The 21,642-nt window shown below is 57.4% G+C and carries 26 protein-coding genes; 12 read left to right on the forward strand and 14 right to left on the reverse strand.

Translation table 11 applies throughout. From position 1 onward, the window contains the following. The first annotated feature begins 12 nt into the window (after positions 1 to 12). The 3 genes from eno (at position 13) to ispD (ending at position 2,454) form a co-directional block, all read left to right on the forward strand. On the forward strand, positions 13 to 1,302 hold the full coding sequence (gene eno / locus KGA81_RS13795) for a phosphopyruvate hydratase (RefSeq protein WP_223546703.1): 1,290 nt from the start codon (positions 13 to 15) through the stop codon (positions 1,300 to 1,302). 169 nt (positions 1,303 to 1,471) lie between these two features. After that, positions 1,472 to 1,750, forward strand: a complete 279-nt coding sequence (gene ftsB / locus KGA81_RS13800; RefSeq protein ID WP_007996937.1) for a cell division protein FtsB — start codon at positions 1,472 to 1,474, stop codon at positions 1,748 to 1,750. Further along, the gene (gene ispD / locus KGA81_RS13805; protein ID WP_223546705.1) at positions 1,747 to 2,454 is read left to right on the forward strand and encodes a 2-C-methyl-D-erythritol 4-phosphate cytidylyltransferase; all 708 of its coding nucleotides are present in this window, start codon (positions 1,747 to 1,749) and stop codon (positions 2,452 to 2,454) included. Before ftsB ends, ispD begins: the two co-directional genes overlap by 4 nt. Positions 2,455 to 2,557: 103 nt before the next feature. On the opposite strand, the gene KGA81_RS13810 is transcribed toward ispD, so the two are convergent. Further along, the gene (locus KGA81_RS13810) at positions 2,558 to 3,454 is read right to left on the reverse strand and encodes a LysR substrate-binding domain-containing protein (protein ID WP_223546707.1); all 897 of its coding nucleotides are present in this window, start codon (positions 3,452 to 3,454) and stop codon (positions 2,558 to 2,560) included. Positions 3,455 to 3,560: 106 nt separating this feature from the next. On the opposite strand from KGA81_RS13810, the gene KGA81_RS13815 reads away from it, so the two are divergent. The 8 genes from KGA81_RS13815 to rpoS all read left to right on the forward strand — a co-directional run bounded on the left by KGA81_RS13815 (position 3,561) and on the right by rpoS (position 10,697). After that, the gene (locus KGA81_RS13815) at positions 3,561 to 4,673 is read left to right on the forward strand and encodes an S-(hydroxymethyl)glutathione dehydrogenase/class III alcohol dehydrogenase (RefSeq protein ID WP_223546708.1); all 1,113 of its coding nucleotides are present in this window, start codon (positions 3,561 to 3,563) and stop codon (positions 4,671 to 4,673) included. 8 nt (positions 4,674 to 4,681) lie between these two features. Continuing rightward, positions 4,682 to 5,527: an S-formylglutathione hydrolase gene (gene fghA / locus KGA81_RS13820; RefSeq protein WP_223546709.1), complete on the forward strand. Its 846-nt coding sequence runs from the start codon at positions 4,682 to 4,684 to the stop codon at positions 5,525 to 5,527. A 43-nt stretch (positions 5,528 to 5,570) separates the two neighbouring features. Continuing rightward, a complete protein-coding gene (gene ispF / locus KGA81_RS13825) occupies positions 5,571 to 6,044 on the forward strand; it encodes a 2-C-methyl-D-erythritol 2,4-cyclodiphosphate synthase (RefSeq protein WP_007970721.1) in 474 nt (157 codons plus the stop codon). Continuing rightward, positions 6,041 to 7,099, forward strand: a complete 1,059-nt coding sequence (truD, locus tag KGA81_RS13830) for a tRNA pseudouridine(13) synthase TruD (protein ID WP_223546710.1) — start codon at positions 6,041 to 6,043, stop codon at positions 7,097 to 7,099. The genes ispF and truD overlap by 4 nt, the downstream gene beginning before the upstream one ends. Then, entirely contained in the window at positions 7,087 to 7,836 is a 750-nt protein-coding gene (surE, locus tag KGA81_RS13835) for a 5'/3'-nucleotidase SurE (protein ID WP_108216677.1), read from the forward strand. The genes truD and surE overlap by 13 nt, the downstream gene beginning before the upstream one ends. 41 nt (positions 7,837 to 7,877) lie before the next feature. Then, complete coding sequence (locus KGA81_RS13840; RefSeq protein WP_223546805.1) at positions 7,878 to 8,513, forward strand: protein-L-isoaspartate(D-aspartate) O-methyltransferase; 636 nt, start codon at positions 7,878 to 7,880, stop codon at positions 8,511 to 8,513. Positions 8,514 to 8,725: 212 nt separating this feature from the next. Continuing rightward, complete coding sequence (locus tag KGA81_RS13845; protein WP_223546711.1) at positions 8,726 to 9,583, forward strand: peptidoglycan DD-metalloendopeptidase family protein; 858 nt, start codon at positions 8,726 to 8,728, stop codon at positions 9,581 to 9,583. Between the two features lie 106 nt (positions 9,584 to 9,689). Continuing rightward, the gene (rpoS, locus tag KGA81_RS13850; RefSeq protein ID WP_223546712.1) at positions 9,690 to 10,697 is read left to right on the forward strand and encodes an RNA polymerase sigma factor RpoS; all 1,008 of its coding nucleotides are present in this window, start codon (positions 9,690 to 9,692) and stop codon (positions 10,695 to 10,697) included. 471 nt (positions 10,698 to 11,168) lie between these two features. Here rpoS and fdxA read toward each other — a convergent pair whose 3' ends face one another. Both fdxA and mutS read right to left on the reverse strand, forming a co-directional pair. Beyond that, positions 11,169 to 11,492, reverse strand: coding sequence for a ferredoxin FdxA (gene fdxA, locus KGA81_RS13855; protein ID WP_223546713.1), 324 nt, complete (start codon positions 11,490 to 11,492; stop codon positions 11,169 to 11,171). Positions 11,493 to 11,634: 142 nt separating this feature from the next. Beyond that, positions 11,635 to 14,202 carry a DNA mismatch repair protein MutS gene (gene mutS, locus KGA81_RS13860; protein ID WP_223546807.1) on the reverse strand — a complete coding sequence of 856 codons (2,568 nt, stop codon included), beginning with the start codon at positions 14,200 to 14,202 and terminating at the stop codon, positions 11,635 to 11,637. Positions 14,203 to 14,396: 194 nt separating this feature from the next. Between mutS and KGA81_RS13865 the strand changes: the two genes are divergently transcribed. Then, positions 14,397 to 15,698: a PIN-like domain-containing protein gene (locus KGA81_RS13865; protein ID WP_223546714.1), complete on the forward strand. Its 1,302-nt coding sequence runs from the start codon at positions 14,397 to 14,399 to the stop codon at positions 15,696 to 15,698. Here KGA81_RS13865 and KGA81_RS13870 read toward each other — a convergent pair. From KGA81_RS13870 to KGA81_RS13920, 11 genes are all read right to left on the reverse strand, one after another. Then, positions 15,691 to 16,938, reverse strand: coding sequence for an Arm DNA-binding domain-containing protein (locus tag KGA81_RS13870; protein ID WP_223546715.1), 1,248 nt, complete (start codon positions 16,936 to 16,938; stop codon positions 15,691 to 15,693). The genes KGA81_RS13865 and KGA81_RS13870 overlap by 8 nt on opposite strands. Continuing rightward, the gene (locus tag KGA81_RS13875) at positions 16,905 to 17,102 is read right to left on the reverse strand and encodes a hypothetical protein (protein WP_056856218.1); all 198 of its coding nucleotides are present in this window, start codon (positions 17,100 to 17,102) and stop codon (positions 16,905 to 16,907) included. The genes KGA81_RS13870 and KGA81_RS13875 overlap by 34 nt, the downstream gene beginning before the upstream one ends. Then, complete coding sequence (locus KGA81_RS13880) at positions 17,099 to 17,272, reverse strand: hypothetical protein (RefSeq protein WP_223546716.1); 174 nt, start codon at positions 17,270 to 17,272, stop codon at positions 17,099 to 17,101. The genes KGA81_RS13875 and KGA81_RS13880 overlap by 4 nt, the downstream gene beginning before the upstream one ends. Next, complete coding sequence (locus KGA81_RS13885; protein ID WP_223546717.1) at positions 17,269 to 17,688, reverse strand: hypothetical protein; 420 nt, start codon at positions 17,686 to 17,688, stop codon at positions 17,269 to 17,271. The genes KGA81_RS13880 and KGA81_RS13885 overlap by 4 nt, the downstream gene beginning before the upstream one ends. A gap of 83 nt (positions 17,689 to 17,771) precedes the next feature. Next, complete coding sequence (locus KGA81_RS13890) at positions 17,772 to 18,581, reverse strand: DUF2303 family protein (RefSeq protein ID WP_223546718.1); 810 nt, start codon at positions 18,579 to 18,581, stop codon at positions 17,772 to 17,774. A gap of 52 nt (positions 18,582 to 18,633) precedes the next feature. Further along, positions 18,634 to 18,975 (reverse strand): hypothetical protein, encoded by a 342-nt coding sequence (locus KGA81_RS13895; protein ID WP_008048880.1) that lies wholly within the window; start codon positions 18,973 to 18,975, stop codon positions 18,634 to 18,636. 58 nt (positions 18,976 to 19,033) lie between these two features. Next, on the reverse strand, positions 19,034 to 19,276 hold the full coding sequence (locus KGA81_RS13900; RefSeq protein WP_223546719.1) for a pyocin activator PrtN family protein: 243 nt from the start codon (positions 19,274 to 19,276) through the stop codon (positions 19,034 to 19,036). Continuing rightward, on the reverse strand, positions 19,273 to 19,647 hold the full coding sequence (locus KGA81_RS13905; RefSeq protein WP_154947123.1) for a hypothetical protein: 375 nt from the start codon (positions 19,645 to 19,647) through the stop codon (positions 19,273 to 19,275). Before KGA81_RS13905 ends, KGA81_RS13900 begins: the two co-directional genes overlap by 4 nt. Further along, entirely contained in the window at positions 19,644 to 19,919 is a 276-nt protein-coding gene (locus KGA81_RS13910) for a hypothetical protein (protein WP_223546720.1), read from the reverse strand. Before KGA81_RS13910 ends, KGA81_RS13905 begins: the two co-directional genes overlap by 4 nt. Before the next feature lie 10 nt (positions 19,920 to 19,929). Beyond that, positions 19,930 to 20,502, reverse strand: coding sequence for a deoxynucleotide monophosphate kinase (locus KGA81_RS13915; RefSeq protein WP_223546721.1), 573 nt, complete (start codon positions 20,500 to 20,502; stop codon positions 19,930 to 19,932). Positions 20,503 to 20,829: 327 nt separating this feature from the next. After that, on the reverse strand, positions 20,830 to 21,576 hold the full coding sequence (locus tag KGA81_RS13920; protein WP_223546722.1) for a helix-turn-helix transcriptional regulator: 747 nt from the start codon (positions 21,574 to 21,576) through the stop codon (positions 20,830 to 20,832). Between the last annotated feature and the right edge of the window lie 66 nt (positions 21,577 to 21,642).

Genomic DNA, 21,642 nt, shown 5'->3' on the forward strand with positions numbered 1-21,642 from the left:
GTGTTTACAACAATGGCTAAAATCGTCGACATCAAAGGTCGTGAAGTTCTCGACTCCCGTGGCAATCCCACCGTGGAAGCGGACGTGCTTCTCGACAACGGCATCATCGGCAGTGCCTGCGCGCCGTCCGGTGCTTCCACTGGCTCGCGTGAAGCGCTCGAGCTGCGTGATGGCGACAAGAGCCGTTACCTGGGCAAGGGCGTTCTGAAGGCCGTAGCCAACATCAACGGTCCGATCCGCGACCTGTTGAAAGGCATGGACCCAAGCGACCAGAAAGCGCTCGATCTGGCAATGATCAAGCTCGACGGTACTGAAAACAAAGGTTCCCTGGGCGCCAACGCGATCCTCGCCGTTTCCCTGGCTGCGGCCAAGGCAGCAGCACAGGACCAGGACCTGCCGCTGTATGCTCACATCGCCAACCTGAACGGCACCCCGGGTGTCTACTCGATGCCGGTTCCGATGATGAACATCATCAACGGCGGCGAGCACGCCGATAACAACGTAGACATCCAGGAATTCATGGTTCAGCCAGTCGGCGCCAAGTCTTTCTCGGAAGGTCTGCGCATGGGTACCGAGATTTTCCATCACCTCAAAGCCGTTCTGAAGGCTCGTGGCCTGAGCACTGCCGTCGGTGACGAAGGTGGTTTCGCGCCGAACCTGGCCTCCAACGAAGACGCTTTGAAAGTGATCTCCGAAGCTGTGGCCAACGCCGGTTACAAGTTGGGCACCGACGTGACCCTGGCCCTGGACTGCGCGGCCAGCGAATTCTACGAAGACGGCATGTACAACCTGTCCGGCGAAGGCCAGGTGTTCACCGCTGAAGGTTTCGCTGACTACCTCAAAGGCCTGACCGAGCGTTACCCGATCATCTCCATCGAAGATGGCCTGGACGAGTCCGACTGGGCTGGCTGGAAAATCCTCACCGACAAGATCGGCGAGAAGACCCAGCTGGTAGGCGACGACCTGTTCGTTACCAACACCAAGATCCTGAAAGAAGGCATCGACAAGAAGATCGCCAACTCGATCCTGATCAAGTTCAACCAGATCGGCACCCTGACCGAAACCCTGGAAGCCATCCAGATGGCCAAGGCCGCGGGTTACACCGCCGTGATCTCGCACCGTTCCGGCGAAACCGAAGACTCGACCATTGCCGACCTGGCCGTGGGCACCTCGGCCGGCCAGATCAAGACCGGTTCCCTGTGCCGTTCCGACCGCGTTTCCAAGTACAACCAACTGCTGCGTATCGAAGAGCAGTTGAACGGCAAAGCCAAGTACAACGGTCGCAGCGAGTTCCGCGGTTAAGCGGTAACTGGTAAAAAGACACCGGATTGTGTCGGAAAAATCGCTACAGCGACGTTTTTGCCACTAATCTGATGCCTTATAAGCACAAGCCTGGTTCTTCCAGGCTTCGTGCTATCAGAAGCTTCACGTTTGGCATGGCTGTCTTTTTTCACTGGATACCTGATATTCGATGCGCAGTCCCAATTGGTTGTTCCTCGTCTTGCTCCTGCTGCTGGCTGGCCTGCAGTACCGCTTGTGGGTGGGTAATGGCAGCCTGGCGCAAGTGGCCGAGTTGACTCAGCAGATTGCCGATCAGCAAGCTGAGAACCAGGCATTGCTGGAACGCAATCGGGTGATGGACGCTGAAGTCAGTGAGTTGAAAAAGGGCATGGAGACCGTTGAAGAACGGGCTCGCCATGAGTTGGGCATGGTCAAGGACGGTGAAACCCTTTACCAGCTCGCGCAATGAACCAGACGTTACCGGCCTTCTGGGCCGTGATTCCTGCCGCGGGCGTCGGAGCCCGTATGGCCGCGGACCGTCCCAAGCAATACTTGCAACTGGGCGGGCGCACTATTCTTGAACACAGCCTCGGCTGTTTCCTTGGTCATCCAGGCCTGAAAGGTTTGGTGGTCAGTCTTGCTGTTGACGATCCTTATTGGCCGAACCTTGCGTGTGCCAGTGATCCGCGTATTGCCCGGGTCGAGGGTGGCAGCGAGCGTTCCGGGTCGGTGCTCAATGCGTTGCTGCACCTGCATGCGCAGGGTGCTGATGACGAGGACTGGGTACTGGTTCACGATGCCGCACGGCCGAACCTCAGTCGTGACGATCTGGACAAGCTGCTGGCTGAACTGGCTGACGATCCTGTCGGCGGACTGCTGGCGGTCCCGGCACGGGATACGCTCAAGCGGGTCGACAAGCACGGTCGCGTGGTCGAAACCGTGGATCGCAGTGTGATCTGGCAGGCCTACACGCCGCAGATGTTCCGCCTTGGGGCGTTGCATCGGGCTTTGGCTGACAGTCTGGTGGCCGATGCCGTTATTACTGACGAAGCTTCGGCGATGGAGTGGGCCGGTTCTGCACCACGTCTGATCGAAGGACGGTCCGACAACCTCAAGGTCACGCGTCCCGAAGATCTTGAATGGTTGAGACAGCGTTGGGCCAATCGTCACTAAAAGATCGCAGCCTGCGGCAGCTCCTACAGAGATCGGGTACGACATCCATTTGCGGATCACCCGAAATCCTGTAGGAGCTGCCGCAGGCTGCGATCTTTTGATCTTAAAATCTGTACTCCGGTCTTTGAGCCAACCCCTCCTTCAAAAAATCCACCAGCTTGCGCACCTTCGGCGACAGATGCCGCTGCTGCGGATACAACGCCCAAACGGCCGTGTTCGGTGGTTGGTGCGCTTCCAGCAATGAAATCAACGCGCCGCTTTTCAGATGTTCCAGTACGTAATAATCCGGCAACTGACACAATCCTACGCCCTGTAGCGCAGCATCCAGCACGGCTTGCCCACTGTTGCAGCGCCAGTTTCCCTGCACCCTTTGCGAAAACTCCCGCCCGTTCTGTTCCAGTTGCCAGAGGTCCGAGCTGCCGATGAGGCAGTTGTGGCGGCTCAGCTCTGACAGGCTATGCGGACGACCGTAACGTTCAAGGTAGGAGGGTGATGCACAGAGAAACATGCGTCGCGGAGCGAGGCGGGTGGCGACGAGCCGTGAATCCTGCAAGCGCCCGAGGCGAATCGCCAGGTCGAGGCCTTCGTGCACCAGGTCAAGCTGGCGATTGGTCAGTTCGATGTCGATGCGCAGTTGCGGATACAGCCCCATGAAGCGGGTCACCAGCGGCACGATGAAGCGCTCACCGTAAGCCACGGCGCAGGTCATGCGCAGCATGCCCTTGGGTTCGCTGGTCAGGTCGCCCACCGCTCGCAATGCCTCTTCGCGGCCGTCCTGCAAACGCTGGCAATGTTGCAGGAAGGTTTGCCCGGCTTCGGTCAGCGTGACCCGGCGCGTACTACGATAGAGCAAGCGGGTTTGCAGGCGCTCTTCGAGGCGTACGATTTGTCGACTGATATGGGAGGAAGAAACCCCCAGGCGTTGCGCAGCAGCGGTGAACTGGCTGCATTCGGCCACGGCGACAAACTCGTCGATCCCTTCCCAGCGGTTTTCGGACATGGATGATTATCCCTATGCAGCAATAATGTTTTGCTTTTGTCTGGATTATTCACTGTAAGGCTCTGTATTACACTTCCTGTCTCGTTTTCTTCACTGGAGAGTCACCATGATCAAGTCGCGCGCCGCCGTTGCCTTCGAGGCCAAGAAACCCCTCGAAATCGTTGAAGTCGATGTCGCCATGCCCAAGGCCGGTGAAGTATTGCTGCGTGTGGTGGCCTCCGGTGTTTGCCATACCGATGCCTACACACTGTCTGGTGCTGATCCGGAAGGCATCTTCCCGTCGATCCTCGGCCATGAAGGCGGTGCGATCGTGGAAGCGATTGGCGAGGGAGTGACTTCCCTTGCGGTGGGCGACCATGTGATCCCGCTGTACACCCCGGAATGCGGCAAGTGCAAATTCTGTCTGTCGGGCAAAACCAACCTCTGCCAGGCGATTCGTGCGACCCAGGGTAAAGGCCTGATGCCGGATGGCACTTCGCGTTTTTCCTACAAAGGCGAAACGATTTTCCACTACATGGGTACCTCGACTTTTTCCGAATACACCGTGCTGCCAGAAATCTCCGTCGCCAGGATTCCTAAAGAAGCACCACTGGAAAAAGTCTGCCTGCTGGGCTGCGGCGTCACCACCGGTATCGGCGCGGTACTCAACACGGCCAAGGTGAAACCGGGTGATACCGTGGCTATTTTCGGCCTTGGCGGCATCGGTCTGTCGGCTGTCATCGGCGCCGTAAAAGCCAAGGCAGCTCGCATCATCGCCATCGACATCAACCCGGCCAAGTTCGAGATCGCCAAGCAATTGGGCGCTACCGATTGTGTAAATCCGAAAGACTTCGATCGCCCGATCCAGGAAGTCATCGTCGACATGACCGATGGCGGCGTCGACTTTTCCTTCGAGTGCATCGGCAATGTGCAGCTGATGCGCGCGGCGCTGGAGTGCTGCCACAAGGGCTGGGGCGAATCGATCATCATCGGCGTCGCCGGTGCCGGGCAGGAAATCTCGACCCGTCCGTTCCAGCTGGTCACCGGCCGCGTCTGGCGCGGTTCGGCGTTCGGCGGCGTGCGCGGCCGTACCGAGTTGCCAAGCTATGTGGAAATGGCCGAGTCCGGGGAGATTCCGCTGGATACCTTCATTACCCACACCATGGGCCTGGAAGATATCAACAAGGCGTTTGACCTGATGCATGAAGGAAAAAGCATCCGCTCCGTCATCCATTTCTGAGGTCTGCCATGAGCCTGGAAAACATCTCTTGTCAGAAAAGCTTCGGCGGCTGGCACAAACGCTATCGCCATCGCTCGGAAGTGCTCGGCTGCGACATGGTGTTCGCCGTCTACCTGCCGCCGCAGGCGGAGCAGGGCGGCAAGCTGCCGGTGTTGTACTGGTTGTCCGGTCTGACCTGCACCGACGAGAATTTCATGCAAAAGGCCGGTGCCATGCGCATGGCCGCCGAGTTGGGGCTGATCATCGTCGCACCGGACACCAGCCCTCGCGGTCCTGATGTGCCGGGCGATCCGGATGGCGCCTGGGACTTCGGCATCGGCGCCGGGTTTTATGTCAATGCCACCCAGGAACCCTGGTCGCGCCACTATCGGATGCATGACTATGTCGTGCAGGAATTGCCGGCTTTGGTCGAAGCCCATTTCCCGGCGTCGGACAAGCGCGGTATCAGTGGTCACTCCATGGGTGGCCACGGCGCGCTGGTCTGCGCATTGCGCAATCCGGGGCGTTATCTGTCGGTGTCGGCGTTCTCGCCCATCAACAATCCGATGGATTGCCCGTGGGGGCACAAAGCCTTCTCTCGCTATCTGGGAGAGGACCGTTCGAAATGGCGCGAATGGGATGCCTGCGCGTTGATTGCCGAGGCCGATGAAAAGCTGCCACTGCTGGTCGACCAAGGCGATCGCGACGATTTCCTCGCCAATCAGCTCAAGCCGGATGCCTTGCAACAGGCGGCCAAACTGGCCGGTCATCCGCTGACGTTGCGTCTGCAGCCGGGCTATGACCACAGCTATTTCTTCATCGCCAGTTTTATCGACGACCACTTGCAGCATCACGGACGCGCTCTAGGCGTCTAATGCAGGTAGAATCACGCCCTGACAAAAATCGGGGCGTTTTTTTATGCGTATTGGCCACGGCTATGATGTGCACCGTTTCGCTGAAGGCGATTTCATCACTCTGGGCGGCGTGCGTATTGCACACAGCTTCGGACTGCTCGCTCACTCTGACGGTGACGTCCTCTTGCACGCCTTGAGCGATGCTTTGCTCGGCGCCGCGGCGCTGGGCGACATCGGCAAGCATTTCCCGGATACCGACCCGCAATTCAAGGGCGCCGACAGCCGTGCATTGTTGCGTCACGTCGTCGCGCTGGTCCATGCCAAAGGCTGGAAAGTCGGCAACGTCGATAACACCATCGTCGCCCAGGCGCCGAAAATGGCCCCGCATATCGAATCGATGCGCGCGCTGATTGCCGCGGATCTTCAAGTAGAGTTGGATCAAGTGAACGTGAAAGCTACCACCACCGAAAAGCTCGGCTTTGTCGGTCGCGAAGAAGGCATTGCCGTGCACTCCGTTGCCTTGTTGCTGCGCGCATGAACGAGTCGCAACTGCTCGGCCCGCGGGCCTATGGTGAGCCCCTCGGCACCGCGGTACTGAAAGCCATAGCCGAAGATTTCCAGGTCGACGAAGTCCTCGACATCCCCCTGAGTGGCGAAGGCGAACACCTGTGGATCTGGGTGGAAAAGCGCGGTCTGAATACAGAGGAAGCGGCACGGCGGATTGCCAAGGCAGCCGGTGTGCCATTGCGCACCGTCAGCTATGCCGGGCTCAAGGATCGTCAGGCGTTGACTCGCCAGTGGTTCAGCGTGCAACTGCCGGGCAAGGCCGACCCTGATCTGTCGGCTGCGCAAAACGATACGCTGAAAATCCTCAAGACTGCCCGCCACAAGCGCAAGTTGCAACGCGGTGCGCACTCGGCCAACGGCTTCACATTGCGCCTGACGCAATTTGCCGGTGACAAGACTGCGATTGAAGAGCGCCTGCAACTGATCGCCAAACAAGGCATCCCCAATTATTTCGGCGCCCAGCGGTTCGGCCATGACGGCGGCAACGTCGTCGACGCACGCGCCTGGGCCGCGCGCAAGGCCTTGCCGGAGCAGCGCAACGTACGCTCACGGCTGCTTTCCACGGCGCGCAGTTTTCTGTTCAATCAGGTGCTGGCTGCACGTGTCGCCGATGGCACCTGGCAGCGTGCCCAGGTGGGCGATCTGCTTGCGTTCACCGACAGCCGCAGCTTTTTCCCGGCAGGCGAAGCCGAGTGCAGCGACCCGCGCCTGGCGATTCTCGATCTGCACCCGACCGGTCCGCAGTGGGGCGAAGGTGACTCGCCGGCCTCGGGCGTTGTCCATGAACTGGAGCAGGCCATCGCTGCACGCGAAGCGGATTTGCGTGATTGGTTGATCAACGCCGGTATGAGCCACGAACGTCGCATCCTGCGGCTGCCCATTGGCGGGTTGACGTGGCATTATCCCGAGCCTGACATTCTGCAACTGGAATTCATCCTGCCGGCCGGATGCTTCGCCACCGTATTGGTGCGTGAGCTTGTTGATCTGGTGCCGGTGGGGCAGACGGACAGCCCATGCGTATTCTGATTTCTAACGACGATGGGGTAACCGCACCCGGTCTCGCCGCGCTTTATGCTGCGCTGGCGGATTACACCGAATGCGTGGTTATCGCCCCGGACCAGGACAAAAGCGGCGCCAGCAGTTCGCTGACGCTCGACCGTCCGTTGCACCCGCAAACCCTGGCCAACGGCTTTATCAGCCTCAACGGCACACCCACCGATTGCGTGCACCTGGGCCTCAACGGCCTGCTGGAACGCGAAGCGGACATGGTGGTATCCGGTATCAACCTGGGGGCGAACCTGGGGGACGATGTCCTGTATTCCGGTACGGTGGCGGCGGCCCTTGAGGGGCGTTTCCTGAAACACCCTTCGTTTGCCTTTTCGCTGGTCTCACGCCAGGTAGAGAACCTTCCCACAGCTGCCTATTTCGCGCGCAAACTGGTCGAAGCCCATGCTGACCTGGATCTGCCACCGCGTACGGTACTGAACGTGAACATTCCCAATTTGCCGCTGGACCATATCCGCGGTATCCAGCTTACCCGCTTGGGTCATCGCGCCCGTGCCGCGGCACCGATGAAAGTGGTGGATCCGCGGGGCAAGTCCGGTTACTGGATCGCGGCGGCCGGGGATGCCGAAGACGGTGGCCCGGGTACCGATTTCCATGCAGTGATGCAGGGTTATGTTTCGATCACGCCGTTGCAGCTGGATCGCACCTTCAATGATGCCTTCAGAAGTCTGGACGGCTGGCTGGAGGGGCTGCGCTGATGGGTCGCGAACAAGACGATATGCTGCGTCGCGGCATTGGCATGACATCCCAGCGAACCCGGGAGCGGCTCATCCAGCGCCTGTACGAAGAGGGCATCTGCAACGCCAGGGTGCTGGAGGTCATTCGCCGGACCCCTCGCCACCTGTTCGTCGACGAAGCGTTGGCGCATCGTGCTTATGAAGACACGGCGCTGCCGATCGGCAATAACCAGACTATCTCCCAGCCATATATGGTGGCACGCATGAGCGAGCTGCTGCTGGAGGCCGGTCCCCTCGACAAGGTGCTGGAGATCGGCACCGGCTCGGGTTATCAGACGGCGGTGCTGTCGCAACTCGTCGAGCGTGTGTTCTCGGTCGAGCGCATCAAGGTTTTGCAGGATCGTGCGAAGGAACGTCTGGTCGAGCTGAACCTGCGCAACGTGGTGTTCCGCTGGGGCGATGGCTGGGAGGGCTGGCCGGCACTGGCGCCGTACAACGGGATTATCGTCACCGCCGTGGCGACCGATGTGCCCCAGGCATTGCTTGACCAGTTGGCGCCGGGAGGCCGCATGGTGATCCCTGTCGGGTCCGGAGAAGTCCAGCAATTGATGCTGATCATTCGCGAGGAACAGGGGTTTTCCAGGCATGTTCTGGGGGCTGTACGCTTCGTGCCATTGCTCAATGGGCCACTGGCCTGAGCATTTGTTTCGGCACGCTGAATTCTCTGCGATTGCCTTTGTCTTACAGCGGCATCGTGTGGTTAAACGGGATTCATCGTCAGGCAGCAAACGTGTGCGCGACACCGACTCATCACATTAAAGGTAAAGCGTGCACGGCCCGTTATACTTGCGACAGTTTATCGCCGGACTCCGGCATTTCACATTTTCAGCCACCACAGAGGGAGCGGCGGGTGAGTCTCACAGTCATTGCGCAGCGAATGAGTAAAACGAGCTTTCAGCGCCTGGTGACTGGCCTTGTCTTGAGCACCTTGCTGGTCGGTTGTTCCAGCAACAAGTCCAGCGATGTTCGTGTCGTGGATCGCAACAATGCCGCGCCTCAGCGCCCGGTCGTGACCACCGGACAATACGTCGTTCGGCCCAAGGACACCCTGTTCTCCATTGCCTTCCGTTATGGTTGGGACTACAAGGCCCTGGCGGCGCGCAACAACATTCCTGCGCCTTACACCATTCGTCCGGGTCAGACGATTCGCTTTGATGGTCGTACCGATTCAACGTCGACGGCTGTGGTCAGTTCGTCCAGTTCAACACCTTCGTCGTCGAGTAAAACCACGGTCATCCGTCGTTCGGCAAACGGTACGACCACCAGCACGACGACGGCTGTACCGTCCGTCGCGAGCAAGCCTGCCCCCGCGCCATTGCCCCCTCCCGGGCCAGCCCCGACCGGCTGGGGATGGCCATCTAATGGCATTCTTATCGGGAAATTCTCTTCAAACGGTAGTTTGAATAAAGGAATTGATATCGCCGGAGATTTGGGACAGCCTGTTTTAGCTGCGTCTGATGGGACGGTGGTATATGCCGGGAGTGGCTTAAGGGGCTACGGCGAATTAGTGATCATCAAACACAGTGAAACCTACGTAAGCGCCTACGGACATAACCGCAGGCTGTTGGTTCGGGAGGGGCAGCAGGTCAAGGTCGGACAGACAATTGCCGAAATGGGGTCAACGGGTACAGACCGGGTGAAACTGCATTTTGAGATTCGCCGCCAGGGTAAACCTGTAGATCCGCTGCAATTCCTGCCACGTCGTTGATCGCTTACCAGCCTGTTCCGTCGCGTAGAGGGGAACAGGCTCCAGCGTTGCCAGGGAGAAAGGCGCCGCTTGAGCTTGAGGTCGAACTCACCAAAGGACTATAACAATGGCTCTCAGTAAAGAAGTGCCGGAGTTTGACATCGACGATGAGGTTCTCCTGATGGAGAGCAGCATCGATATGGATTCGATGTCGAATGATGAAGGGGCGACTCCACCTTCCGTTCGTGCCAAATCCAAACACTCCGCATCGTTGAAACAACACAAGTACATTGACTACACGCGGGCACTTGATGCCACGCAGCTGTATCTCAATGAAATTGGTTTCTCTCCCCTGCTGTCACCCGAAGAAGAAGTTCATTTTGCGCGCCTGTCGCAAAGTGGCGATCCGGCCGGGCGCAAGCGCATGATTGAAAGCAACCTGCGACTGGTGGTGAAAATCGCCCGACGCTACGTCAATCGTGGGCTGTCGCTGCTGGACCTGATCGAAGAGGGCAACCTCGGCTTGATCCGGGCGGTGGAGAAGTTCGATCCGGAACGCGGTTTCCGCTTCTCGACCTACGCGACCTGGTGGATTCGCCAGACCATCGAACGCGCAATCATGAATCAGACCCGGACCATCCGGTTGCCGATCCATGTGGTCAAAGAGCTGAACGTGTACCTGCGGGCGGCGCGGGAGCTGACACAAAAACTCGACCATGAACCCTCACCCGAAGAAATCGCCAACCTGCTGGAAAAGCCGGTGGGAGAGGTCAAGCGTATGCTCGGCCTGAACGAACGGGTTTCTTCGGTCGACGTCTCGCTGGGTCCGGACTCGGATAAAACCCTGCTCGATACCCTGACTGACGACCGTCCAACCGATCCATGCGAACTGTTGCAGGACGACGACCTGTCCCAGAGCATCGATCAATGGCTCTCGGAGCTGACCGACAAGCAACGCGAAGTGGTGGTACGCCGCTTCGGCCTGCGCGGTCATGAAAGCAGCACCCTTGAAGACGTAGGCCTGGAAATCGGCCTGACCCGTGAGCGGGTCAGACAGATTCAGGTGGAAGGCTTGAAGCGGCTGCGCGAGATCCTGGAAAAAAATGGTCTGTCGAGCGAGTCGCTGTTCCAATAAGACGCTCACTGCGATGGCATGAAAAACCCCGACTGGTTCGGGGTTTTTTATTGGTGCGCAGGAGATCGAGTCCACTCGGGATTTTGGTTTCGTGCTGTAAGTCCAGGCTTACACTTGCGTAAGTGTTCGTTATTTTTACACCCTGGCAATCGTCCATACTGAACTCTACCGTCATTTATCTTTATGATTTATATGGCTATTTTTTATTGTTGATGAAGTGTGACAGCTGGAATTCGCGCCAAGGGGCGGTTGATCTCCGGGGGAAAAACTCTAATATTCAGGTTGTGTCGACGGATAGACACGTCCTTCATGGATGAGGGAAATGGACATCGCAGGACGCGATTCATCAGGACGATGAAAAGGAACACAGGGAATAGGGAAAAAATGTGGGCGGGTCAAACCGCCCCTTTTTTTGCCTGCAGAAAAGCAAAAAGGCCCTTTTGGGGCCTTTTACAGGAACGCGGGGGGTAATCAGCGTTCGAGGTCTGCGATCTTGCCTGGCTTGCCGTCCCACTCTTCAGCGTCGGGCAGCGGATCTTTACGTTCGGTGATGTTCGGCCAGATTTCAGCCAACTCAGCGTTCAGCGCGATGAAATTCTCCATGCCGGCCGGAACTTCATCTTCGGAGAAGATAGCCGTGGCAGGGCATTCAGGTTCGCACAGTGCGCAATCGATGCACTCATCCGGGTGGATCACCAGGAAATTCGGGCCTTCGTAAAAGCAGTCCACCGGACAGACTTCTACGCAGTCGGTGTACTTGCACTTGATGCAGTTGTCGGTGACGACGAAGGTCATTTCTAATTTTCTCCTCAGGCGCGGCTTGCTGCGCCCCTTTTCGTAGGGGTCGCCAGGTTCGGGAGCGATAGTCTGCTGGCCAGGCTATTAGCCAGCAGCATCCCAAACCGCGCGAGATTCTAACAGCTTGCAGGCCGCTGTGTTAGATCCGTGTCTTTAGTGTATAGAGCATTTCGAGAGCACGACGTGGCGTCATGTCGTCCAGATCCAGTTTGGCCAGGTCATCCAGTACCGGGTGCGGCAAGCTGGCAAACAGATCGCTTTGCAGCGGCGCAGCCGGTTTGCCTTTGGCCGGTGCGGGTGTTTCATGGGGTAGGGCGGTGTCTTCCAGGCGGCTCAAATGCTCACGAGCACGGGTGATGACTTCACTCGGTACGCCCGCCAGCTGCGCAACGGCCAGGCCATAACTCTGGCTGGCAGGTCCAGGCAGCACGTGGTGCAGGAACACGATGCGTTCGTTGTGCTCGGTGGCATTGAGGTGCACGTTGGCCACCAGCGGCTGGGCTTCCGGCAGGACGGTCAGCTCAAAATAGTGGGTGGCGAACAGTGTGTAGGCACGCAGATGCGCGAGGCGCTCGGCTGCCGCCCATGCCAGGGACAGACCGTCGAAGGTGCTGGTGCCGCGCCCGACTTCGTCCATCAGCACCAGGCTGCGCTCGGTGGCATTGTGCAGAATGTTTGCGGTTTCGCTCATTTCAACCATGAAGGTCGAACGCCCACCGGCCAGGTCATCGCTGGAACCGATCCGGGTGAAGATGCGGTCGACCAGCGACAATTGGCAACTGGCCGCAGGCACGAAGCTGCCGATGTGCGCCAGCAGCACAATCAATGCGGTCTGACGCATGTAGGTGGATTTACCGCCCATGTTCGGACCGGTGATCACCAGCATGCGGGTGTTGTCGTCCAGGCTCAGGTCGTTGGCCACGAACGGCGTGGTCAGCACTTGTTCGACCACCGGGTGACGACCCTGGCTGATGCGCATGCACGGTTCGCTGACGAACTGCGGGCAGTTCAGGTCGAGGTTCAGCGCACGTTCGGCCAGGTTGCTCAAGACGTCCAGTTCGGCCAGGGCGCCGGCGGTGTCCTGCAAGGGTGGCAATTGGGCGATCAGATCTTCGAGCAGCGCTTCGTAAAGCATCTTCTCGCGGGCCAGGGCACGGCTCTTGGCCGACAATGCCTTGTCTTCGAACGCTTTGAGTTCCGGTGTAATGAAGCGCTCGGCACCTTTGAGCGTCTGGCGGCGAATGTAGTCGGCCGGTGCCGATTCCGCCTGCTTGCTTGGCAGTTCGATGAAGTAGCCGTGGATGCGGTTGTAACCAACCTTCAGGTGCGACAGGCCGGTGCGAGCCTTTTCCCGCGCCTCGAGGTCGATCAGGAACTGTCCGGCGTTTTCGCTCAGCGACTGCAGTTCGTCTAGTTCACTGTCGTAGCCGGTTTTCAGTACGCCGCCGTCACGAATGACCGCGGGCGGGTTGTCGATGATGGCTTTTTCCAGGAGTGCCGCCAGTTCCGGGTAGGTGCTGGTGATGGTGGCGAGTTGCTGGAGATGCGGGGCTTCGAGCTCCGTCATCGCCACTTGCAGTTCCGGCAGTGCGCCGAGGGCGTCACGCAAGCGGGCGAGGTCGCGCGGGCGGGCATTGCGCAGGCCGATCCGCGCAAGAATCCGCTCGATGTCGCCGATTTCCTTGAGCTGCGGTTGCAGTCTTTCGAAACGGTAACCGTCGAGCAGGCAAGTGATCGAGGTCTGACGCGCCAACAGCACCGTCAAATCGCGCAACGGGCGATTCAGCCAGCGGGTCAGCAGGCGGCTGCCCATGGCGGTCTGGCAACGGTCCACCACCGATTGCAGGGTGTTGTCGCGCCCCCCGGCCAGGTTGGTGTCGAGTTCCAGGTTGCGACGGCTGGCGCCATCGAGCACCACGGTGTCGTCCAGGCGTTCATGCCGCAGGCTGCGCAAATGGGGCAGGGCGGTGCGTTGGGTTTCCTTGGCATAGGCCAGCAGGCAACCGGCAGCGCCGATCGCCAGGGTCAGGTTCTCGCAGCCAAAGCCCTTGAGATCCTGGGTCGAGAATTGCTGGCACAGGCTTTTGAGCGCCGAGTCGCGCTCGAAATCCCACGGTGCACGGCGACGCACACCGCGACGTTTTTCCGCCGGCAAGTCCTTGGGCCAGTCATCCGGGATCAGCAGTTCCACCGGGTTGACCCGCTCCAGCTCCGCCAGCAGATTTTCCCAACCCTTGATTTCCAGCACGCTGAAGTTGCCGCTGGTGATGTCCAGCACCGCCAGGCCGAACAGGCGCTCATCGCCCAGGACGGCGGCGATCAGGTTGTCGCGGCGTTCGTCGAGCAGCGCCTCGTCACTCACCGTACCCGGCGTGATGATGCGCACCACTTGTCGCTCCACCGGCCCTTTGCTGGTGGCCGGGTCGCCGACCTGCTCGCAGATCACTACCGACTCGCCCAGCTTCACCAGTTTTGCCAGATAACCCTCGGCGGCATGGTAAGGAATCCCGCACATCGGAATCGCCTGTCCAGCCGACTGCCCGCGAGCGGTCAGGGTGATGTCCAGCAACTTGGCGGCCTTCTTCGCGTCTTCATAGAAGATCTCGTAGAAGTCGCCCATGCGGTAGAACATCAGCTGGTCCGGGTGCTGGTTTTTCAGGCGCCAGTACTGCTGCATCATCGGGGTGTGGGTGGATAAATCAGAAATTGCTTTATTCATCAGTGGCTTAGCGATATTCGATAAAAGGTGTGGGGCAAAAATGGGGCATTTCACAGCGGGATGGATTGGCTGTTAGAAAGCCGCACAGCTGCAACGCTATTCTGTGCGAGTGAGGGTAACATGGGAGACGATCCAGTGGCTCTGCGGGAGCGAGGGACGATCACTCATCGGAAGGGTAGAAAATGAAAAAAATGTTTCCGGGGTATTTTTCGAATGATCCCGATATTTTGAATGATATTTGGGGACGTTGCCTTTTTGTTTTAGATGCCAATGTGTTGCTAAGTCTATATCGGTATTCGAACGAAACTCGCTCCGAGCTTTTTGAAATATTCAAACTTCTAAATGATAGGCTGTGGGTTCCACATCAGGTTGCAAGTGAATACTTGGTGAATAGAGTAAGTGTTATTGGTCAGCAAGTTAAGGTTTATGATGATGCTGTTAAAAGTGTAGAGGATCTTAGGCGCTCATTTGAAAACCCTAAGCAGCATCCGTTTGTGCAGGACGAAACTTTAAAGGCGGCAATAGTTTCGTTTGAAAAAGTAGTAGAAGACTTGGGTTCAAACAAGAAAGTGTACTTGCAAAAGATAGAGGTTGATGATGTAAAAGCTGGGCTTGAGAAATTGCTTGATGGGCGTGTCGGTGAAAGTTTGACAGAGGAAGAAGTGGCTGACGTTCTGCTAACTGGGCCTTTGAGGTATTTGCAGAAAACTCCCCCTGGTTATAAGGATGCGAAGAAAGGCGGTGACTCTGATCTCGCTGCGGATAAGCTAAAGCCTTACGGGGATTATATCGTTTGGAGGCAAACTTTAGCGAAGGCTAAAGCAGATGGCTTGCCTGTTATTTTCGTAACCGGTGATAGTAAAGAGGATTGGTGGAGTATCTATAGCGGTAAGCCATTGGAGCCACACCCGCAGTTGGTGGATGAGTTTGTTAAGGAAGTAGGTCAGAATTTTTATATGTATCTTCCTGAGAAATTCATGGAGCGTGCTAACGAATATCTTGATAGGGCAACATCTCAAAGTGCTATTGATGAAATTGTAGATGTTCGTGCTGAGGACTTGGCAGCTATTCAGTGGCTGACAAATCAGGGGGGCAAGCAGAACTTTCTCATGGATTTCGCTTATTCAGAAGGCGACAGGCAGGACTTGTTAGCAAAGCTCGATATTTTAGAAAAGCAGATCAGTGCGCAGCAGGTACAAATAGAGCTGCTGGACTTTGCTGTTGAACGAAAGACGCACGAGCGTCAGGAAACGCTCGTGCGATACACGAATTCATTGGCTGCTAATAATGGTGTTGAATCGCCTCACACCATCAGGCTATCTTCTACGATAAATCAATTGGGTTCTGAGGTTGAAAGTTCATCTTCTGATCGTGAGTTGATGCATCGTGTTTTGCAGGATTTAACGCTTCAACATACGGCAGTCAGATATCAGTTGAGGGCGATCGAATTTCTTATTCCGGGCAGTTCATATAAGACTAACTAGTTTTTGTTCTGTTGATGCTCTCCCAGATATTTTGTAGTTCTCTGGGGGACTCATCATCCATCCACTTCGCATAGACTTCCACCAACATGGTGAAGTCTTTGTGACCCATCTGTTTTGCAATGAAAGCAAGGTTTCCCCTTGCTGTTAGACACCAGCAGGCGTAAGTGTGTCGGGTTTGGTATGGGCGGCGCGGGCGAATGCAGGACCGCTTCTGGATGGCTGCCCACTTCGTATTCCATGAAGTGGGAATAAACCAATGATTAATGATCTTCTTTCTGGCTTGTGTTGTCGGGGACAGCATTGGGGTGACCGTTTCGATACGGCTTTCATGACGGTTCATGTACACCTCGATCTTCCTCGGTTCGTGGCCAGCCACCAACTCCATTAACGTTTTGCAGGCTTCGACAGCGGGTGGCATCAGAAGCACTGCCCGAGGTTTTCCAGTCTTAGGTACTTTGAATGTGCCGTCTGCTGTGATTGCCCTGGTGATGTTGATCTGGCCTGCGATTAGGTCGATATCTTCGACAGCCAGCGCGCACAACTCGCCTGGGCGAAGGCCAGTGTAGACCGCGAGGGTTACCGCCGCGGAGTCCTGCACGTGAAGGCAGCCCTTGTTAATTAGCTGTTCGAACTCATCTTTGGTCAACGGGTCCGGCTCGCGGTCCGTCATCGCGAATCTTACGCAGGCAGCGGACAGTCCTTTGCGGCAGTAGTTGTTGTTTTCGCACCATGCCAAAAAGCCAGCGAACGTGGCCAGATAATGGTTCGCTGTTGATGGCGCCCGATTGGCTATCAATTGCGAGCGGAGTCGTTGAACGTCTTCAGGTAGGAGGATTCCAGCCAAACGTTCTGGTCCAAGCAGTTCGGTGCAGATGTCCAACGCATAGCCGTACTTTTCTTCGGTCATCGGGGTGAGATCGACAGCCTTCAGTGGTTTGTACCGGGTCATCAGCGCTACCAGGCGCTCGTCCTTTACATTGCTGTAGGTGGTCGCGTTCTTCGAATCGGGAAAGTGGCGACTGTAATCAAAACGACCCGTCTTGATTTCGTGAGTGATTGCCGCCCGGAGTAGGGCGGCGTGTTTGATATTGGCTTTGGTGACAGGGAGACCAAGGGATTCACGGCAGCGGATTCGCCGCCACATGAACACGATGCGTATGTAGCCGCCGTGTATTTCGATCCCTTTGTGTTTGGCCAACTCTGCTTCTAGGCCGCTTCCTGCGGTGCGCTCTCGGCCCACTTGTCATACTCCGTCATATTGATTGCAATGCGGCCGTCTGGCGTTTTGCGCCAGATGCGGCCTTGGGCCCAAGTGCCGTTCTTCACTTTGTGACGAATGGCGTCTTCGCTATAGCCGGTCAGTTCGGATGCGCGATTGATCATTACCCAGCGTGGAAGGCTCATGGCGCTTGCTCCCCCGCGCGCCGGGCGATGCCTTCGGCCTGGCGCTGTTTGCTGAATTTTTGGTGGTTGCCGTGTGCGCGCGACTTGTTGCATTTGTCGCAGATCGTGGCCAGGTCCAAGGGCGGCATTTGCCCGGCGCGTAGTCGAACTATCCGGCGCAGGGCTGTCATGCCACCTCCTCCTGCGCGGGTGGTTTCAAATTTACTGCAATGGCCGCCGCCTTATCTTTCAGACGAAGAGAGTCCCTTTCCAGTTTCTTACCTGTCTTAAACGCGCTGAAGGTTTCCGCTGCAATTCGAAGGATTTCGGCGATTTCAAGCAGCGTCTGGTGATGTTCTTCGCGGAGAGCTTCATTGCTCTGGAGCTTTTTGCAATGCTGGGCAAGGTTTTGGTGATCGGCGCGAATGAACCTAAGGGATGCTTCGAGCTCGCGGATGTTTTTTGCACTTTCAGCACGCTGAATGTTGGCGCCTTCGTCGATACCTTCGATGCGGCCATCGATCAGGCCGCCGCGATAGCCTGCCCAATAGGTAAGGCCAACAAGTACGATCAGAGCGATCAGTGCGCAAATCTGAATTGCGGTCATATGCTGTGTACCTCGGTATAGCCCGCCGTCGGGATCGTTTGGTGAGAGGCCGGCGACGGGGTGTTGCTACTTGGGTTGACTGATTACGCGCTGAAGGTGCCCAGGGTCAGCGTGGCGGCGCCGCCGACTTCTTTGGCGAGTGTCGTTTTGAACTCCTGTGCGATTTCTTCGACCTGCTGTTCTTCGCCTGCCCAGCGGAGTTTGAGGGTTGGTTTGTCATCGCCGGTTAGGATGCTGAGCTTCAGGTTGAATACTCGGGTGCCCAGGCCTTCGTACGGGACCAGCTCGAAGAACAGCGCTTCGATACGGCTCTCGGCGCTGGCGGCTTCGATGCTATCCATTGCGCTGCGGGAGGCACCGAAGTTGTGTTCGCTGCTGGTGGCCGAGCTGCGGGCTTCGATGGTGATGTTGCGCACGCTGGCGATGGCTGCACTGATGGGCATGGTGCCACCACCTTCCTTGCTTGCGACAAGGCTGAGGTGCCAGTCTTCGATCCACTCTGCCAGGTCGCGCTGGCTGAGTTTCTTACCGGCGATTTGCTGGAGTGCTTTGTAGGCTGCGGTCGGCTTAAGCTTCAGTGTTGCCACGTCATCTGCATGGCCCGGTGCAGTGTCATCGCCTAGGTTGAAAAAGATCTTGCAGCTCATGTCGTCCTGATCGACGAAACCTTTGGCGGTAGGGCCGGTGCGCGAGATCGTGTACTCAGCAAAGTCGCGCAAGCTATTGGTGTGCAGCGCACCGCGGAAACGAGAGCGCAGCGCCTGGTACTTTTCAAGGTTATGGATTTGAACATTGTCCGGCAGCGCGGTTACAGGAATGAGCGTTGCGGGAAGGGCGCTAGCGGCATGTGCTTGGGCGACGATCAGTTCGAGTGTGTCTTTAGCGAGTGGCATTGATGCTTCCTTTTTGGTGAGAGGACTTTGGTGCGGCGTCTTGGTGATGCTTTTAGCGAGGGACTACTGGGGTGTCTTCGCTCTTGAAGAGCTGCGAAGTCGGGTCGTTCTGGAATAGGGTCAACCCTTGAGGCGTGAGGTACAGCGGAGTGTCCAGTGTTGAGTCTTCACGCAACTTGCCGCGTTTGGTGGGCTGGGCGAAGTCCAGGGTATGGCTGATTGCGACCTGATTGCTCTGGCCGATCTGCTTCATCTTCAGCGTGATTTTCACTTCGCCCGCTTTGCCATAGTCGATGACCCCGGCGGCGACGTTTGAAAGGGCTTGGCCAATTTGCTGAGCGAAGACGCCTGCATTGAGCGAGTTAAAGAAGTCGTTCGTGTCCGTGGCTTTCATGTGCTGTGCCTTCTTGAGTACGAGTTGTTTGCCCCTGGACGGTAGGGACCACCGTGAATCAGGCTGCTTGCTTCGCTGCTTGCGCGTCGAGAAAGTCAGCCAGGTCGTGCAGGTACACCACCCGCTGCGCGCGAGCGGACCCGTGTAGCCGATTCACAACCAGCGCGATTCGGCCGGCTTTGATCTCGGCCAGCAGGTAGCGATCGGTGCGGATGTGCGAGAAGTAGTGCTCGCGAACGACTGCGAGTGTCGGGCAAGGTGTCGCGAACTGGCGCCGAAGTTGGTCGAGGGTGTTGCTCATGCCGCGTCCTCCCCGAACCCCTCCGATGGGGGCAGCAACTTGAGGCGGATCAGTTCGGCGAGGCCTTCTTTGCTTTTGCCCATTGCTGCCGCGCACACGTTGCCGCGTTGGTCGGCGACGACGGCGCCGTAGGGGTACTCCGGCGATTTAGTCGGCGTGACGTAAGCGATTTGCCCCTCGCCAATGACTGCGTCGACACAGCGGAATACCTCAGCCAGCTCAGCGCTGACCGGTGGCAGCGACTCCAAAAGCTGTACCGCTTCGGCTGACGCGCCTATTAGCGTGGCGCGGCTGATGACGGTCGGATGGTTGAGAAACATCGGAACCAGCTTCAGTGCGCCGATGGCTTGGGTAATGGCGTTCTGGCTCATGCTGCGGCGTCCTTGTGCGTAATGGTGATGTTCAGTTTCTTGGCGACCCACTCAACGCCTGCTTCTTTCACCATCACCACCGCGTAGTGGCGGTGCTGCTTGATGGCACGGACCCAGGTACTGCGTGGGTCGGAGAACAGGTAACCGCGATCGCGGTGTTTGCTAGCGAGCTCGCCGTTGTTGGTGAGGATTCCCAGCTCCCGCAACCTGGTGCGGAAGGCGCGGGGCTTGAGGCCGAGTACGGCTGCCGTCTCGTCCAGGGTGCGATTCATGGCGCGGTCCTCAGGCTGCGGCGTTGTCAGGGCGGGCCGTCAGAGCGCCGAAGAACTCGTCGAGCTGTCCGAAAAGGTCGTCGAGCGCGCCTTCGTTGTGCAGCACCAGGTCGTTGTCCTGAATGCCGATGCCCGTTTCGCTGACGTGCGGATTGACCTCTGTCGCGTCAGGTCGAAGGACGTGGATCACGATGCCGCCACGCTTGCGGACAAAGTCGGCTTCGTTCTCAAAACGCAGATCACTGATGACGAAACCGGTCGCAGTGTCGTGCGCTTGGCCTAGGAATTCGAGGTTCTGTTCGGCCAGTAGCAGCCACAGCTCTGGGTGGACCATGTTGCGGCCCCATTCGGTGCCCATGGACTGCATCAGCTCGCGAGCTGAGCGACCGAGCCAGCCGATGGGCTGCTCTTTGCGATCGTCGTCAAAGTCGCACGGACTCAGGTTGAAGATGTTCATCAGACCTTCGCGGAGTGGGTCTGCGAATGCGTAGGTCTGGAAGCCGTGAACGTTGGCCAGGTGATTGGCGGCAGTGGATTTGCCGGTGCGTGCGCGGCCGGCAAGCCCAATCAATAGTTGCTTCATGCTGCGTCACCTCCCCATGGGGAAGTGTCGGCGCTAGCGATGAGCTGTGCTGCGGCCTTGCTGCGTACATTGGTGATGACGAGCAGGCCAGTCGTTTGCTGAATGGCGATTACGACAGCGCGGTTGGTCGCTGCTGTCGGGTGTAGATAAACGGGGCAGCGGGTGTTGCTGTGCTGTGTGGTTTGCATGGCTCGTACTCTTTGGTGAGAGGTAGATACGAGTGCAAAATTAGCAATGGCTAAATAAACATGCAATAGCAGATGCTAATTTAGTTTTGCGATGTGCAAAAAAAACCCGCACGTGGCGGGTTCTTTAAGAGGCGATCGGTTACAGCAGTACGGAATACCAGAAGACTTTGCCGATCACGATGATTTCGTTTTTGAGCAGATCGGTCGCACTGTACTCTTCATCTGGATGCTCTTCCCGGTTATAGCTACGCATCCTGATGCCTCCACCAGGTAGCCGGTACAACGTTTTCACTCGCAACTGGCCTCCGTGATTCAGCGCGTACATTTTTCCATCGGTGATGGTTGTGCAGCCCTGGTCAACTCCTACGGTGCTTCCGTGAGGTAGAACGGGTTCCATGCTGTTGCCGTTAACAGTTACGCAGACCGCTTCATTTGCCTGGACGTTTTGTCGCCTTAGGGTCATTTTACCGAAGCGAAGTTTTTGCTTGTGCGACTGATGTACAGCGGTTCGGCCGCTCCCCGCGGATAGTTCGACTTCCTTAAGAAACGGCACGTAGACCTCGTCATCATCCAAGGGGGTAGCATCGTCCCAAACATCAATGGGGCCGAGATACTCGGCATTGCTTTGGACGATTTCATTCTCTGGTGTTTGAGGCGCTCTAGATGTGGGAGCACGCATCGAGACGGACGGCGCTGTTAGCGTGCCCTCGACAAGACCAATTTTCGCTTCAAGATTTGCAGCCGCTTTCTCGCCAAGCGATCTATGCCCGTTGAGCAATTGCGACAGGTATGAGGCGTCTAGGTTGTATTGGTCGGCGAACTCTTTCTGGGTTTTTTCGCCCATCAAGTCACGCAGCACCTGAATTCGCATCTTCTTTATATCCATTCCCCAATCATCGCTTTCCGTTAGCAAACAGTAAATTACTGTTTGCTATTGCTGAAAGCATTAGCA

The organism is Pseudomonas sp. A-B-19, from assembly GCF_019947515.1.
Lineage (GTDB): Bacteria > Pseudomonadota > Gammaproteobacteria > Pseudomonadales > Pseudomonadaceae > Aquipseudomonas.

Coding starts and splice junctions, on each gene's coding strand:
- surE (WP_108216677.1), top strand. CDS start 7,087: ATGCGTATTCTGATTTCTAACGACGATGGGGTAACCGCACCCGGTCTC.
- KGA81_RS13810 (WP_223546707.1), bottom strand. CDS start 3,454: ATGTCCGAAAACCGCTGGGAAGGGATCGACGAGTTTGTCGCCGTGGCC.
- eno (WP_223546703.1), top strand. CDS start 13: ATGGCTAAAATCGTCGACATCAAAGGTCGTGAAGTTCTCGACTCCCGT.
- rpoS (WP_223546712.1), top strand. CDS start 9,690: ATGGCTCTCAGTAAAGAAGTGCCGGAGTTTGACATCGACGATGAGGTT.
- KGA81_RS13920 (WP_223546722.1), bottom strand. CDS start 21,576: ATGGATATAAAGAAGATGCGAATTCAGGTGCTGCGTGACTTGATGGGC.
- KGA81_RS13875 (WP_056856218.1), bottom strand. CDS start 17,102: ATGAGCCTTCCACGCTGGGTAATGATCAATCGCGCATCCGAACTGACC.
- truD (WP_223546710.1), top strand. CDS start 6,041: ATGAACGAGTCGCAACTGCTCGGCCCGCGGGCCTATGGTGAGCCCCTC.
- KGA81_RS13905 (WP_154947123.1), bottom strand. CDS start 19,647: ATGAGCCAGAACGCCATTACCCAAGCCATCGGCGCACTGAAGCTGGTT.
- KGA81_RS13885 (WP_223546717.1), bottom strand. CDS start 17,688: ATGACCGCAATTCAGATTTGCGCACTGATCGCTCTGATCGTACTTGTT.
- KGA81_RS13865 (WP_223546714.1), top strand. CDS start 14,397: ATGAAAAAAATGTTTCCGGGGTATTTTTCGAATGATCCCGATATTTTG.
- KGA81_RS13910 (WP_223546720.1), bottom strand. CDS start 19,919: ATGAATCGCACCCTGGACGAGACGGCAGCCGTACTCGGCCTCAAGCCC.
- KGA81_RS13880 (WP_223546716.1), bottom strand. CDS start 17,272: ATGACAGCCCTGCGCCGGATAGTTCGACTACGCGCCGGGCAAATGCCG.
- ispF (WP_007970721.1), top strand. CDS start 5,571: ATGCGTATTGGCCACGGCTATGATGTGCACCGTTTCGCTGAAGGCGAT.
- KGA81_RS13840 (WP_223546805.1), top strand. CDS start 7,878: ATGACATCCCAGCGAACCCGGGAGCGGCTCATCCAGCGCCTGTACGAA.
- fdxA (WP_223546713.1), bottom strand. CDS start 11,492: ATGACCTTCGTCGTCACCGACAACTGCATCAAGTGCAAGTACACCGAC.
- KGA81_RS13915 (WP_223546721.1), bottom strand. CDS start 20,502: ATGAAGCAACTATTGATTGGGCTTGCCGGCCGCGCACGCACCGGCAAA.
- ispD (WP_223546705.1), top strand. CDS start 1,747: ATGAACCAGACGTTACCGGCCTTCTGGGCCGTGATTCCTGCCGCGGGC.
- KGA81_RS13900 (WP_223546719.1), bottom strand. CDS start 19,276: ATGAGCAACACCCTCGACCAACTTCGGCGCCAGTTCGCGACACCTTGC.
- KGA81_RS13815 (WP_223546708.1), top strand. CDS start 3,561: ATGATCAAGTCGCGCGCCGCCGTTGCCTTCGAGGCCAAGAAACCCCTC.
- KGA81_RS13890 (WP_223546718.1), bottom strand. CDS start 18,581: ATGCCACTCGCTAAAGACACACTCGAACTGATCGTCGCCCAAGCACAT.
- fghA (WP_223546709.1), top strand. CDS start 4,682: ATGAGCCTGGAAAACATCTCTTGTCAGAAAAGCTTCGGCGGCTGGCAC.
- ftsB (WP_007996937.1), top strand. CDS start 1,472: ATGCGCAGTCCCAATTGGTTGTTCCTCGTCTTGCTCCTGCTGCTGGCT.
- KGA81_RS13895 (WP_008048880.1), bottom strand. CDS start 18,975: ATGAAAGCCACGGACACGAACGACTTCTTTAACTCGCTCAATGCAGGC.